The sequence below is a fragment of the Rhizobium sp. WYCCWR 11128 genome, from assembly GCF_013416305.1.
GTDB lineage: Bacteria > Pseudomonadota > Alphaproteobacteria > Rhizobiales > Rhizobiaceae > Rhizobium > Rhizobium indicum.
Genome location: NZ_JACCEZ010000001.1, coordinates 298018 through 310815 on the forward strand (window position 1 = coordinate 298018; position 12798 = coordinate 310815).

Consider the following 12798-nt stretch of genomic DNA (forward strand, 5'->3'; position numbering starts at 1 on the left):
ACGGTGGCGGCCGTGTCTAAGGCGGATGGTACTTAAGCCTGCACGATACCGAGCAGAACTGCTTTGGCGATGGCCTGGAAGCGGTTGTTGGCGCGGAATTTCAGGATGATTCCGGCCTCCAGGTCACGGGTTTCGTCATGTTTCAGGTCGAGCGCCCGGGCGATGCGCTGGGTGGAATAACCCTCGGCCATCAGTTCCAGGCAACGCCGCTCCTGCGGGGTCAGGCTTGCACTGTCCTGATTGTCGTTTAACGGCGGCTCCTCGATGCCGCCGTCGTAGTCCAGGAGGTCGCCGACCTGCTGGAGCTGGCGGTGCAGCGTCGACATCTCCGCCGTCAGTTCGCGCTTGCGCACCTGCAGGGCCTCGCGGAACATTGCCTCGGCCGTTTCCTGCGAATCAGCGTTGCGGAGTTCGCCCATCAGTTCCTGGATGACGGCGATCGGCATGCCGGCTTCGCGGCAGACCGTGATCACGGCCATGCGCATCACATCGTCCTGGCCGTAGACCCGCATCAGGCCGATGCGGTTGGCTGAAATCAACCCTTTCTCTTCATAGAAATGCAGTGTCCTGTGTGTGACGCCGAATGCGTTTGCCATGTCGGCAATGGGCACCGGACCATCAGGTAGATCCGGCGGTAGCGCGGCCGAAGGCAGGAACCGGTATTTCGACCGGGCCTCCGAAGCGATACCGGCGGTGGCAAACAGGCGTTTGGAACCGTCTGGCATGAACCCTCCTGGGGCATGTTGTTGCACCTCATGCGGTTTTGCCAGTTGCTTCCCATGCGCGGCGAGTGGGGTTTCCTCTAGGCGTTCTTCTCATTGGGAAAGAAGCAGTACGCGGCGTACTCTACGCGATACGATGTCCACGTTATGCGTGAACGATCTTTTTTATAAGTGCTAAAAATAATCTCTTTTAAATGGGATAGCAACGTGACGGCATCATTTGCCGAGGTTTTCGGGTGTGCTGCAGCAAAACATGCGCTGCATTGCGGTATCGGCCAGTCGTCTTCAACAGCGACGAGAATTACTATTTGCGCTACGCAGGTGCGGTCGAATGCCTAGCGAACAGTGACGCCCATCAACGATCGGCATCGCACCCATCTGCGAATCTCGTTGGCCATCGCACGGTCCTTGGCTTAAAAGCAGGGCCTCCCGTTTCCGTGACCGATGGATATCAGCCATGCCCGCCAAGCTCTCCGTGAATCTCAACGCCATCGCCATGCTGCGCAACCGGCGCGATCTGCCCTGGCCGAGCGTCGAAGCGCTTGGGCGGATCGCACTTGCGTCCGGCGCCAGCGGTCTGACGGTGCATCCGCGCCCCGACCAGCGGCACATCCGCTTTTCCGACCTGCCCGTCATCCGCAACCTGATCGACGACGAATTCCCCAAGGCCGAGTTCAACATCGAGGGTTATCCGACCGAGGAATTCTTCGAGCTCTGCGCCGGGGCAGCACCCGAGCAAGTGACGCTGGTGCCTGACGATCCCGCGCAGGCGACCTCCGATCACGGCTGGGATTTCCGCAAGCACCAGGCGTTCCTGACCGATGCCGTCGCGCGGCTGAAGACGATGGGATGCCGGGTGTCGCTGTTTGCCGACGGCGACGGGGATGCAGAAGCGGTCGAGATCGCCAAGGCGGTCGGCGCTGACCGGATCGAACTCTATACCGGCCCCTATGGCGGTTGCTTCGACGCGCCGGAGCGGGCAGGCCCGATCCTTGAAGCGCTTGGACGGACGGCGGATGCGGCCCTAGCAATCGGCCTTGCCGTCAATGCCGGCCACGATCTGACGGTCGAAAATCTCCCAGCACTGGTGAAGCGCATTCCCCAGCTTGCCGAGGTGTCGATCGGCCATGGGCTGACCGCCGATGCGCTGGAATACGGCATGGCGGAAACGGTGCGGCGCTTCTGCCGGGCCTGCGGGCAGGCGGTTTGATCATTGAAGAAAGCCCGCCCGTGATGTGCGGGGCGAGCTTTCCTGGTGGCCTTATTCTGTCTCAGACTACCTCAGGCGGTCAGGGCAGCCCTGTGTTCGACGAAGAAATCCTTCAGCGGCTGCGGCTGTTTGCCGGTCAGCTTGGTGAAGTCTTCGGTGACGATGTCGAACTTGCCGGCGCGGGTGTTGACGTCGGCAGAAACCAGCATGTCGGCGACGAAACCGGGAAGGCCGGCGCCGCGCATGCCCTGGCCGAGCTGTTCGTCGGTGACGTCGATCACTTCGAGCGGCTTGCCGGCGACATCGGAAACGATGGCGGCAATCTGCCGGCTGTCCAGCGACTGGGTGCCGGTCAGCGTATAGGTGGCGCTCTCGGATGTGCCGGAGGCAAGGGCTGCGGCGATCGCCAGGGCGCAGTCGTCACGCGAGATGGTCGAGATCTTGCCGTCGCCCGTGGCGCTGTACCATTTGCCGCCCTGCAGGTTGTGCGGCATGCCGTGCAGATAGTTGTCGTGATACCAGGCGTCGCGGATGATCGTATGGGCGACACCGCTTGCCTTGATGGCGTTTTCGCTGCCGAGATGATCGGGCGCGAAGGTGACGAGCGAATTGTCCGGCGCCGGCATCGAGGTGTAGGCAATGTGCTTGACGCCTGATTTGACTGCCGCCGCGACGGCGCCCTTGTGCTGGGCGAGGCGCTTGCCGGGAGTGTCGAGCGCATCGGTGCTGATGATCAACAGCCGGTCGACGCCGGCGAAAGCCTTCTCCAGACCTGCCGCGTCATCGAAATCGGCCTTGCGGGTGACGACGCCCTTCTTTTCGAGTTCGGAGAGCTTTTCCGGGCTGCGCGTCGCCGCGACGATGTTGCCGGGGGCGACCTTGTAGGTCTCGATGAGGTGATGGATGACGCGCTGGCCGAGCTGCCCGGCAGCGCCGGTGACCAGGATGATTTCGCTCATACGTCGTTTCCTTCTGTGTTGTATTGGCTGTGTTGTGCCGGTGGTCTCGAAAAGAGAGTAACACTAGAATAGGAATTGACCTGGCGGTGTAAAGGAGGCAGTTTTTCAGCTCTACGTTACCAAAAGGGAACCAGCGGATGAGCGGTGCGGTCGTCAGTCTGAAGAACAGGATGCCGGGGGCGCGGCGCGAGATCGATCTCGCCGGTCTCGATTTCGGCAATTGCCCGGTCAGAGACATGATGCAGCAGATCGGCGGCAAATGGTCGACGCTGCTACTCGAGGTGCTGGCGGATCGGCCTTATCGCTTTGGCGAGCTGCGGCGGATGATCCCCGATATTTCGCAGCGCATGCTGACTCAGACGCTGCGCGACCTGCAGAGGGATGGTTATATCGACCGCGAGGTCTTCCCGACCAAGCCGCCGAGCGTCGAATATTCGATGACCGAACTTGGACGTTCGCTCTACCAGCCGCTGTCGCAGCTTTTGAACTGGGCGGAAGCGAACCATGATGCCGTTCGCGCCGCCCGTTTGCATTTCGATTCCGCCGACAAATAGGCCGCCTTCTTACTTGCCGCGTCCTTCCGTCAGGAACAGCAGGAAGGCCAGCGCCGGGAAACAGAAGCCGATCCAGGCCGTCATCGTCCAGCCGCCGGTCGCATAGGCCCAGCCGCCGAGTGCCGAGCCCAGCGCGCCGCCGGCAAAGAAGGTTGCCATGAACAGGCCGTTGAGCCGGCTGCGGTGTTCCGGGTTCAGCGCATAGATGGCGCGCTGGCCGCAGACGAGATTGGTCGTCACGCCGAAATCGAGAAGGATCGCCGCTGCCGTCAAAAGCAGCAGGGCGGCAAGCGAGCCGTCTGCGGCGAAATGGCTGATCAGGAAGGCGGCCATGCCGAGCAGCATGGCAAGCGTCGAGGCGATCTTCGTCATACCGCGATCGGCAAGCCGGCCGGCAATCGGCGAGGCGATGGCGCCGGCAGCACCTGCGAGGGCGAAGAGGGCGATGCCGTTCTGTGTCAGGCCGAAGGCGGGACTTGCGAGCAGTAGCGGCGTCGTCGTCCAGAACAGGCTGAAGGCACCGAACATGCCGGCCTGATAGAGCGCCCGGCGCTGCAGCACCCGCGAGGTCAGTGCCAGGTGGCTCATGGAAGCGAGCAGTTCGCCGTAGCGTAGCCTGGTCGTCGGCCGGCGGACCGGCAGGTTGGCGCGGAGCACGACGGCGAGCACGAGCATGAGCGCTGCGGTGACGTAATAGACCACGTGCCAGGAGGAGGCCTCGGCGACGAAGCTTGCGAAGGGGCGGGCGAGCATGATGCCGCAGAGCAGGCCGCTCATGACGTTGCCGACGACCTGGCCGCGCGTTGCATCCGGCGCCATGTTGGCGGCAAAGGGAACTAGGACCTGAACTGCGACCGATGAAAGGCCGATAGAGAGCGAGGCGACGAGGAAGGTTGTGGGCGTCGAAGACAGCGCCGCGCCGATGAGCGCAACGGCGGAGACGGCGATCAGCATCAGCACCAGACGGCGGTTTTCGGTGAGATCGCCGAGCGGCACAATCAGCAGCAGGCCGAGGCCGTAGCCGATCTGCGTCAGCGTGACGATCAGGCCGGTAGCGGCAGGCGTGAAGCCGAGATCGGCACTGATGGGACCGGCCAGCGGCTGGCCGTAATAGAGATTGGCGGCCACCAGCCCACAGGCGGCGGCGAAAAGGAAGGTTAGCCAAGGGGATAGCGCCCTGGGAATGGCCTCATCCGGCGTGGTGGCTGAAATGCTCATCAGAAACTCCGGTATTCAAAGATTGAAAGAATTGAATGCAAAAATGCTGGCTGCGGCCACCCGATCCTTGACCGAATGCCGGTATTTTTCTCGTCCACGGTGTGGACTGTTCAGGTCACGAGCTTCATCGCGGCCTCGGCCGCAGACAGTATCTCTTCCCTGCTGCGTCCTGTTTTGCCGATGACGCGCAGGCCCTTGGTAAAGCAGAGGAAGGCGAGGGCGGCGGCATCCGGGTCTGCCGTCTTCGGAATGGTGCCGTCTGTCTGGCCGATGCGGATGAGATCGGCCATCAGCTTTTCGTCCGCGGCGAAGGCGGTCACGACGTGGGCAGCGGCTTCTTCGTCAAGCAGCGCGAAGTCGTTGGCGCCGCCAACGACGAGACAGCCTTTGCGGCCGGCTTCGCCATAGGAGAGCTCGGTATAATACATCACCATCTGGAAGACCTTCTCGCGACCGGTCTCTGCAGACGCGATCATCGCTTCCAGGCGCCGTCTGCCGAGTTTTCGATAATGGGCGAAAGCAGCGAGGAAGATGCCGCGCTTGTCCTTGAATGCCTTGTAGATGCTCCCCGAAGCAAGGCCCATTGCTTCGGTCAATTCGCTGATAGCTGCGGCGTGGTAACCGCGTTCGGAAAAGACGCGCAGCGCGGCATCGAGCGCTGCGTCCATATCGAACTCGCGCGGACGGCCACGGCTGCGGGTCTTTGCTTCTGGTGTGAGATTGACAACGGTCATGGCGCCTAATTAGGGAATGAACGTTTCCAAATCAAGTGAAATTTCTGCGGCGCAGCAAATTCAGAGATCGAGCACCCAGTTCTGGCCGTTCGCTTCGGGGCCGAACATGCGATGTCTCTCCTCGGAGACAAGTCGGAATCCCGCCTTGACGTAGATGGCGCGGGCGGTCTCCAGCATATCGTTGGTCCAGAGCGAAAGCTCGCGGTAGCCCTTCTGTTTTGAGAAGCGGATGCATTTATCGACCAGCAGCTTGCCGAGACCGAGGCCGCGGGCTGACTTGCCGACAAAGAGCAGGCGGAGCTTGGCGACGCCGTCGCCGCCATTGGTGACGAGGACCGAACCGACATTGACGCCGCCGCGTTCGGCGATCCAGCAATATTCCTTGGCCGGATCGAAATTGACGAGGAATTTTCCGGCGACGTCGGCCACCAGCGCCTCGAAGCGCAGGTCCCAGCCATATTCCTCGGCATAGAAACGGCCCTGGCTCTGGACGATCCAGCCGATATCGCCGGCGCGGTGGGCGCGGATAATGGCCGGTGTGGACTTTGCTGCCGGGTCGAGCAGCGTGCGGATCGTGTGCATCGCCGAGACTGCTGCCTCCGGTTCGCCGCTGGCGAGATTGTCGAACCGGGCGGCGATCTGCGCATTGGCGCGCCGGCCGAGTTCTTCGAACTGCTCCCGTCCCCGGTCGGTGACAATGATGACCTGGCTGCGCAGGTCGGCCGGATCGGGGGTGGTTTCGATCAGCCCCTCGGCGCGGAAACGCTTGAGGATGCGGCTGAGATAGGCCGGGTCGAGCTGCAGGTCGCGGACAAGTGCGGCGGCGCTGACGCCGTCATGCGAGCCGATCTCGAAGAGGATCCGGGCATCGGTCAGCGTGAACGGCGTGTCGAGATAGGCCTTGTTCAAGAGGCCGAGGAAGTTCGTATAGAAGCGGTTGAAATCGCGGACGGTTTCGATGAGAGCGATATCGGACATGACAAGATCTCCAGATGGAGATCTTTGTCAGACTGCTGACAAACCTCGCTCTTTACTCGGCGTCATCCTCGGCCTTGTGCCGAGGATCTGCTGCATCGGTTGCAGATGCTCGGGACAAGCCCGAGCATGACGACAGAGGTGTTGGCCGACTTTGTCAGCAGTCCAGCAAAGATCTCTGAACGAAGACTTTGTTGTGCATTTAGTTGACTGAGTCAATTAAATTGATGATCCCAAGAGTGGGGCGATATCAGGCCGCTTCCTCTTCCGCGGTCTCGTCTGCACCGAGCGCGAAATCGACCGCCGCCCGCGCATGGATCGCTGTGGTGTCGAAGCCCGGCAGCGGCAAATGGTCAGGGTCGAGGATCAGGCAGATCTCGGTGCAGCCGAGGATGATGCTGTCGGCGCCATTATCGATGGCGCGTGCAATCACCGTCATGAGCTTGTCGCGAGAACTGTCGAGCACCTTGCCGGCGCAGAGTTCGTTGAAGATGATGTCGTGCACGGTCGTGCGGTCGCTGGCATCAGGCACCATGATATCAACATCAAGGCTCTTCATGCGATCGCTGTAGAAGCCGTGCTCCATCGTGTAGCGGGTAGCAAGCAGCAGCGGGCGCTTGCGGCCGGCCGCATGCAGCGATTTCGCCGTCTCGTCGATGATGTGGATCAGCGGCACGGAGATCTTCTCCGCGACCTTGTCGGCGATCAGATGCATGGTGTTGGTGCAGATCAGGATGCAGCCGGCGCCGGCGATCTGCAGGCGCAGAGCGACGTCGGCGAGGCGACGGGCGGCCATATCCCAGTCGCCGGCCTTCTGAAGCGCGACGATCTCCTCGAAATTGACAGAATGCAGGATGAGTTCGGCCGAGGCGAGGCCACCCTTGCGGTCACGCACCATCTCATTGACGACACGGTAATAGACCGCCGAACTTTCGAAACTCATGCCGCCGATAAGGCCGATCGTTTCCATTTCTTCATGCTCTCCATGCTTCTCAACTGTCGGGAATGATGCCGCAATTCCGGCGCGACGTGTTTGCGTTGTTTGTCATCCTTGCGAAATACGTGATATGATTTTGCGTGGTTTTACGAGATCATGCAAAAATTCGGCGAGAGGTCCAGTCTAGGCAATGCTTGACGATCGCGACAGGCGCATTCTCGACATGCTGCAGAAGGATGCAGGCATATCCGTGACCGATCTTGCCGAGCGCGTGGCGCTTTCGGTGTCGGCCTGCTCGCGGCGCATCCAGCGGCTTGAGGAGAGCGGCCATATCGCCCGGCGGATCATCGTGCTCGACCGGGAAAAAATGGGCGTGCCGACGACGGTTTTCGCGCTCATCAAGACGGCGCACCATTCCGACGATTGGACGGAGACCTTCCGCCAGATCATCAGCGACATTCCAGAGATCGTCGAAGCGCACCGGCTGACCGGCAACCACGATTATATCCTGAAGATCGTGCTGCCGCGCGTCGAGCATTACGATGTGATCTACAAGCAGATCGTCCGCAAGATCGAACTCTTCGACGTCTCGGCCTCGATCTCGATGGAACTTCTGAAAGGCGGCACGGCAATTCCCGTTGGGTATGCCGATTGAGCCAGCTCCACCGACCGGGATGCAGGGGAGCTATGCCGAAACGGCAGTTGCAACCATCGCGGCGAAGGCCACATTGGCTTTGAGCGAAATGGCGCAAAGGGGTAGGTCATGAGCGATCATCATGTCGTCGTTGTCGGCGGCGGTTTCGGCGGGCTGCAGCTCGTCAACGGGTTGAAGGGTGCCGGCGTCAAGATCACGCTGGTCGACCGGCGCAATCATCATCTCTTCCAGCCGCTGCTCTATCAGGTGGCGACCACCATTCTTTCCACCTCGGAGATCGCCTGGCCGATCCGCCGCCTCTATGCCGACCGGCCTGACGTGACGGTGCTGCTCGGCGAGGTCACGGGCGTCGACAGTGGCGCGAAGACTGTTTCCTTACGCAACGGCATGACTCTTGGTTACGATACGCTGGTGCTGGCGACGGGGGCGACGCATGCCTATTTCGGCCATGACGAATGGGAGCCGGTGGCGCCCGGCCTGAAGACGCTGGAGGATGCGACGACGATCCGCCGGCGCGTGCTGCTTGCCTTCGAGAAGGCGGAGATGGAGAGCGATCCTGCGGTGCGCGATGCGCTTTTGACCTTCACCATCGTCGGCGCGGGGCCGACCGGTGTCGAGCTGGCCGGCATCATTGCCGAGCTTGCGCATTTCACGCTGCCCAAGGAGTTCCGCAACATCGATACGCGCAAGACCCGCGTCGTGCTGGTCGAGGCTGGGCCGCGGGTGCTGCCGACCTTCGCCGAGGAGCTTTCGGCCTATGCCCAGAAGGCGCTGGAGAAACTCGGGGTCGAAATCCGTCTCGGCAAGCCGGTGACCGAATGCAACGCCGACGGCGTGAAGATCGGCGAGACCTTCGTTGCCAGCCGGACGATCGTCTGGGCAGCCGGGGTCACCGCCTCGCCGGCGGCGCAATGGCTCGGCGTTGCCGCCGACCGGGCAGGGCGCGTCGCGGTCGAGAAGGATCTGAGCGCGCCGGGTCTGCCCGACGTCTTCGTCGTCGGCGATACCGCGTCCGTCATGCGCGAGGACGGCAAGCCGGTGCCGGGCATAGCGCCTGCCGCCAAGCAGCAGGGCGGTTACGTCGCCAAGGTCATTCGCGCCCGCATATCCGGCAAACCCGCGCCGACGCCTTTCCGTTACTGGCATCAGGGCAGCCTGGCGACGATCGGCAAGAGTGCCGCGATCATCGATTTCGGCCCGATCAAGCTGAAGGGCTGGATCGCCTGGTGGATCTGGGGTCTTGCCCATATCTACTTCCTGATCGGCACCCGCTCGCGCTTTTCCGTCGCCTGGAGCTGGCTGTGGATCTATCTGAGCGGCCAGCACAGCGCCCGGCTGATCACGCAGAGGGAAACGATGCGGGAGGAGGAGTAACTCTCCTCCCGCCCTCCAGAGGCTGAGCCTCGAAGCAGCGATATGGCCAAGCTTGACATATCTTGGGATCCGCCCTTAGGGTTTGGTCGCGTCTTCCGAAAACCACCGGAGGTTACGCATCCAGCCGTAGCTATCAGCGGATAGAGGTTCCAATGCGCCGATTCACTTCTCACGAAAATCACATTCGAAATTCTGAGAAGTTGGTGGTTCATGCGCACTTTGAATCTGGGCATCCTTGCCCATGTGGATGCAGGTAAGACTAGCCTTACCGAAAGACTGCTTTTTGACGCCGGCGTCATCGACAAGCTCGGCAGCGTCGATACCGGCAATACACAGACGGACACTCTCGAGCTCGAACGGCAACGCGGCATCACGATCAGAGCCGCGGTGGTGTCGTTCACGATCGGCGACAGGATCGTCAATCTCATCGACACGCCCGGTCACCCGGATTTCATCGCCGAGGTCGAGCGGGTGCTCGGATTGCTGGATGCTGCGGTCGTCGTCGTTTCGGCGGTCGAAGGCGTGCAGGCCCAGACGCGGGTGCTGGTGCGGGCGCTGCGGCGGCTTGGCGTTCCCTTTATCTTCTTCGTCAACAAGGTCGATCGTCTCGGCGCGCAATATGAGGACGTGCTGAACGCTCTTGCCAGCCAATTGCCCGTTCGCCCCATCGCCATGTCTTCCGTCATCGATGCCGGCAGCAGGCTTGCCAGGGTGGCGGCGTTGGCTCCCGGATGCGAACCGCTTTTCACGCCGCTCTGCGAAGCTCTCGCGGAGAATGACGAGGCGCTGCTGGACGACTACGTCTTGGCGCCCGATCGCCTGACGGCGGACAGGCTTGGACGCTGCCTGAGCGATCAGGTCGCGCGCGGTCTGGTGCATCCTGTCTTCGCAGGTGCGGCAACGACCGGCGTCGGCGTGCCGGCCCTGACATCGGCCATTGCGACGATATTGCCCGGCCGGCGCCTCGATCCGGAAGGGCCGATTGCCGGAAAAATCTTCAAGATCGAACGCGGCTGGGGCGGAGAAAAGCTGGCCTATATATACCTGACGTCAGGCACGGTCCGGCTGCGGCAACATCTGGATTTGCCCAAAGGCCCGGAAAGAGTGACCGCGATCGAGGTTTTCGAGGCCGGCCGGGTTCATGGCGCCGCAAGCTTTTGCGCCGGGCAGATCGCGCGCGTAAGCGGCCTTGCCGGCGGCCGCATCGGGGATGCGGTGGGCGGCGACCTGCTCGCCGGTGGGCGGCCGCAGTTTGCCCCGCCCAGCCTTGAAACCCGCGTCCTCGCCCGGTGGCCCTCCGACAAGGCGGCCCTCTGGCTGGCGCTGAACCAGATGGCGGAGCAGGACCCGTTGATCAATCTGCGCCGGAACGATGATGCCGACGACATCTTCGTATCGCTCTATGGCGAGGTGCAGAAGGAGGTCGTCCAATCGACCCTGCTGACGGATTTCGGTCTCGAGGCTGGGTTCGAGGAAAGCACGGTCATCTTGGTGGAAAGGCTTGCGGGAACCGGGGAAGGCTTGCAGATCCTCTTCAAGGAGCCCAATCCGTTTCTCGCCACCGTCGGTCTACGCGTCGAACCGCGTCCAGAAGGGGCAGGCAACAGCTTTGCGCTTGATGTGGACGTCGGCCAGATGCCCGCCAGCTTTTACAGGGCGGTCGAAGAAACCGTGTTCGAAACGCTGAAGCAGGGCGTTTTCGGCTGGCAGGTCATCGATTGCCACGTGGCGATGACGGCAGCCCGGCACAGCTCGCCTGCAAGCACCGCCGCCGATTTCCGGCAGCTGACGCCTTGGGTGCTGGCAGACGCGCTGTCGGCCGCGAAAACCGTCCTATGCGAACCGATCGACCGCTTTCATCTCGAAGCGCCCGCGGAGAGCTTGAGCGGCTTGCTGACCCTGCTTGCGAAATCTGCCGCGACGATGACGGATTCCGTGATTGCCGACGGCATGGCCCGGCTGGAAGGCACCATGGCATCCGCGATGATCCAGAGCGTCCAGCAGCAATTGCCGGGCCTGACGAGCGGGGCGGGGACCATGGAAACCTCTTTCGACCATTATGGCCCGATGGCCGGCCCGCCGCGCTCGCGCGAGCGTTCAGGCCCCGATCCGTTCAAACCAGTCGAATATCTGCTGCGGCTGCAGTCCACGAGAGCCTCAGCATGAGGACGGATGGACGGCCGTTATCAGAAAGGCGGCCCCCAAAGGAGCCGCCTCTCGTTTTCTCAAGCTGCCAGCGAGGCGATGTCGATGACGAAGCGGTAGCGGACGTCGCTTTTCAGGACGCGTTCATAGGCTTCGTTGACCTGCTGGATGTTGATCTTCTCGATCTCGGAGACGATGTTGTGCTCGCCGCAGAAGTCGAGCATTTCCTGGGTTTCCTTGATCGAGCCGATCATCGAGCCGGAAATGCTCTTGCGGCCGGGGATGATCGAGAACGCATGCACGGGGATCGGGTTTTCCGGGGCGCCGACCACCACGAAGGAACCATCCACCTTCAGAAGGCCGAGATAGGCATTCCAGTCGATCTCGGCGCTGACGGTGCAGATGATCAGGTCGAAAGTGCCGGCGAGCTTCGTGAAGGTTTCGGGGTCGTTGGTGGCGTAATATTCCTTGGCGCCGAGCTTCAACCCATCTTCCTTCTTGGAAAGGCTCTGGGAGAGAACGGTGATATCGGCACCCATGGCGGCGCCGAGCTTGACGCCCATATGGCCGAGACCGCCCATGCCGACGATCGCGACCTTCTTGCCGGGGCCGGCATTCCAGTGGCGCAGCGGCGAATAGAGCGTGATGCCGGCGCAGAGTAGCGGCGCGGAGGCATCGAGCGGCAGATTGTCCGGAATGGACATGACATAGCCTTCCCTAACGACGATCGAGTCGGAATAGCCGCCCTGGGTCCGTGTCTTGCGGTCGGCTTCGAAGTCGTTGTAGGTACCGGCGAGCCCCGGCATATACTGTTCGCGATCGAGGTCGCGCTCGGCGCAGCCGATGCAGGAATCGACGAAGCAGCCGACGCCGACGCGATCGCCGACCTTGAATTTGGTCACATCGGAACCGACAGCCGAGACGATGCCGGCGATCTCATGGCCCGGCACGATCGGATAGACGGCGTTCTTCCATTCGTTGCGGACAGTGTGGATGTCCGAATGGCAGATGCCGGCAAATTTGATGTCGATAACGACGTCATCGGGGTTCGGGTTGCGGCGTTCGAAGGTGAAAGGGGTCAGCGGCTTGGAAGCGTCGGTCGCGGCGTAGCCTCTTGCAATGGGCATGGGAACCATCCTTTTCGATTGTGGTGGGGGTTGAAAGAGATGGTGGACTATTGCCCGGAACTGCGTCAGAGGGTTAGAGCGATCCTCTCAGCTTTTTGCACGATCCTGCAAAAGTGAGGCGCCGGCCTGTTTGCGAAATGGCCAGGGCACTCTAGATAAGAGCGGTATCGCCGGCGTCAGACAGTTGA

Annotated in this window: 12 protein-coding genes; 5 read left to right on the top strand and 7 right to left on the bottom strand. The window is 61.9% G+C overall.

Going from position 1 to position 12798, the window contains the following annotated elements:
* Positions 1-32: 32 nt before the first annotated feature.
* On the bottom strand, positions 33-725 hold the full coding sequence (locus HX898_RS01435) for a MerR family transcriptional regulator (protein WP_180193781.1): 693 nt from the start codon (positions 723-725) through the stop codon (positions 33-35).
* Positions 726-1179: 454 nt separating this feature from the next.
* Here HX898_RS01435 and HX898_RS01440 point away from each other — a divergent pair, with 454 nt between their 5' ends.
* A complete protein-coding gene (locus tag HX898_RS01440) occupies positions 1180-1932 on the top strand; it encodes a pyridoxine 5'-phosphate synthase (protein WP_180193782.1) in 753 nt (250 codons plus the stop codon).
* Positions 1933-2003: 71 nt separating this feature from the next.
* Here the strand turns inward: HX898_RS01440 and HX898_RS01445 are convergent, their stop codons facing one another.
* A complete protein-coding gene (locus HX898_RS01445) occupies positions 2004-2891 on the bottom strand; it encodes an SDR family oxidoreductase (RefSeq protein WP_180193783.1) in 888 nt (295 codons plus the stop codon).
* A 137-nt stretch (positions 2892-3028) separates the two neighbouring features.
* Between HX898_RS01445 and HX898_RS01450 the strand changes: the two genes are divergently transcribed.
* A complete protein-coding gene (locus HX898_RS01450; RefSeq protein WP_180193784.1) occupies positions 3029-3445 on the top strand; it encodes a helix-turn-helix domain-containing protein in 417 nt (138 codons plus the stop codon).
* 9 nt (positions 3446-3454) lie between these two features.
* Here the strand turns inward: HX898_RS01450 and HX898_RS01455 are convergent, their stop codons facing one another.
* From HX898_RS01455 to HX898_RS01470, 4 genes are all read right to left on the bottom strand, one after another.
* Positions 3455-4663, bottom strand: coding sequence for an MFS transporter (locus tag HX898_RS01455; RefSeq protein ID WP_180193785.1), 1209 nt, complete (start codon positions 4661-4663; stop codon positions 3455-3457).
* 110 nt (positions 4664-4773) lie between these two features.
* Positions 4774-5397, bottom strand: coding sequence for a TetR/AcrR family transcriptional regulator (locus HX898_RS01460; RefSeq protein ID WP_180193786.1), 624 nt, complete (start codon positions 5395-5397; stop codon positions 4774-4776).
* Positions 5398-5457: 60 nt separating this feature from the next.
* Entirely contained in the window at positions 5458-6375 is a 918-nt protein-coding gene (locus HX898_RS01465; RefSeq protein WP_180193787.1) for a helix-turn-helix domain-containing GNAT family N-acetyltransferase, read from the bottom strand.
* A gap of 247 nt (positions 6376-6622) precedes the next feature.
* Positions 6623-7342 carry an aspartate/glutamate racemase family protein gene (locus HX898_RS01470; RefSeq protein WP_180193788.1) on the bottom strand — a complete coding sequence of 240 codons (720 nt, stop codon included), beginning with the start codon at positions 7340-7342 and terminating at the stop codon, positions 6623-6625.
* A 157-nt stretch (positions 7343-7499) separates the two neighbouring features.
* Here HX898_RS01470 and HX898_RS01475 point away from each other — a divergent pair, with 157 nt between their 5' ends.
* The 3 genes from HX898_RS01475 to HX898_RS01485 all read left to right on the top strand — a co-directional run bounded on the left by HX898_RS01475 (position 7500) and on the right by HX898_RS01485 (position 11504).
* The gene (locus HX898_RS01475; RefSeq protein WP_180193789.1) at positions 7500-7964 is read left to right on the top strand and encodes an Lrp/AsnC family transcriptional regulator; all 465 of its coding nucleotides are present in this window, start codon (positions 7500-7502) and stop codon (positions 7962-7964) included.
* A gap of 108 nt (positions 7965-8072) precedes the next feature.
* Positions 8073-9338, top strand: coding sequence for an NAD(P)/FAD-dependent oxidoreductase (locus HX898_RS01480; RefSeq protein WP_180193790.1), 1266 nt, complete (start codon positions 8073-8075; stop codon positions 9336-9338).
* A 210-nt stretch (positions 9339-9548) separates the two neighbouring features.
* The gene (locus tag HX898_RS01485) at positions 9549-11504 is read left to right on the top strand and encodes a TetM/TetW/TetO/TetS family tetracycline resistance ribosomal protection protein (RefSeq protein ID WP_180193791.1); all 1956 of its coding nucleotides are present in this window, start codon (positions 9549-9551) and stop codon (positions 11502-11504) included.
* A gap of 59 nt (positions 11505-11563) precedes the next feature.
* Here HX898_RS01485 and HX898_RS01490 read toward each other — a convergent pair whose 3' ends face one another.
* Positions 11564-12610 carry an NAD(P)-dependent alcohol dehydrogenase gene (locus HX898_RS01490; RefSeq protein WP_011652713.1) on the bottom strand — a complete coding sequence of 349 codons (1047 nt, stop codon included), beginning with the start codon at positions 12608-12610 and terminating at the stop codon, positions 11564-11566.
* Positions 12611-12798: the final 188 nt, after the last annotated feature.

Coding starts and splice junctions, on each gene's coding strand:
- HX898_RS01435 (WP_180193781.1), bottom strand. CDS start 725: ATGCCAGACGGTTCCAAACGCCTGTTTGCCACCGCCGGTATCGCTTCG.
- HX898_RS01440 (WP_180193782.1), top strand. CDS start 1,180: ATGCCCGCCAAGCTCTCCGTGAATCTCAACGCCATCGCCATGCTGCGC.
- HX898_RS01445 (WP_180193783.1), bottom strand. CDS start 2,891: ATGAGCGAAATCATCCTGGTCACCGGCGCTGCCGGGCAGCTCGGCCAG.
- HX898_RS01450 (WP_180193784.1), top strand. CDS start 3,029: ATGAGCGGTGCGGTCGTCAGTCTGAAGAACAGGATGCCGGGGGCGCGG.
- HX898_RS01455 (WP_180193785.1), bottom strand. CDS start 4,663: ATGAGCATTTCAGCCACCACGCCGGATGAGGCCATTCCCAGGGCGCTA.
- HX898_RS01460 (WP_180193786.1), bottom strand. CDS start 5,397: ATGACCGTTGTCAATCTCACACCAGAAGCAAAGACCCGCAGCCGTGGC.
- HX898_RS01465 (WP_180193787.1), bottom strand. CDS start 6,375: ATGTCCGATATCGCTCTCATCGAAACCGTCCGCGATTTCAACCGCTTC.
- HX898_RS01470 (WP_180193788.1), bottom strand. CDS start 7,342: ATGGAAACGATCGGCCTTATCGGCGGCATGAGTTTCGAAAGTTCGGCG.
- HX898_RS01475 (WP_180193789.1), top strand. CDS start 7,500: ATGCTTGACGATCGCGACAGGCGCATTCTCGACATGCTGCAGAAGGAT.
- HX898_RS01480 (WP_180193790.1), top strand. CDS start 8,073: ATGAGCGATCATCATGTCGTCGTTGTCGGCGGCGGTTTCGGCGGGCTG.
- HX898_RS01485 (WP_180193791.1), top strand. CDS start 9,549: ATGCGCACTTTGAATCTGGGCATCCTTGCCCATGTGGATGCAGGTAAG.
- HX898_RS01490 (WP_011652713.1), bottom strand. CDS start 12,610: ATGCCCATTGCAAGAGGCTACGCCGCGACCGACGCTTCCAAGCCGCTG.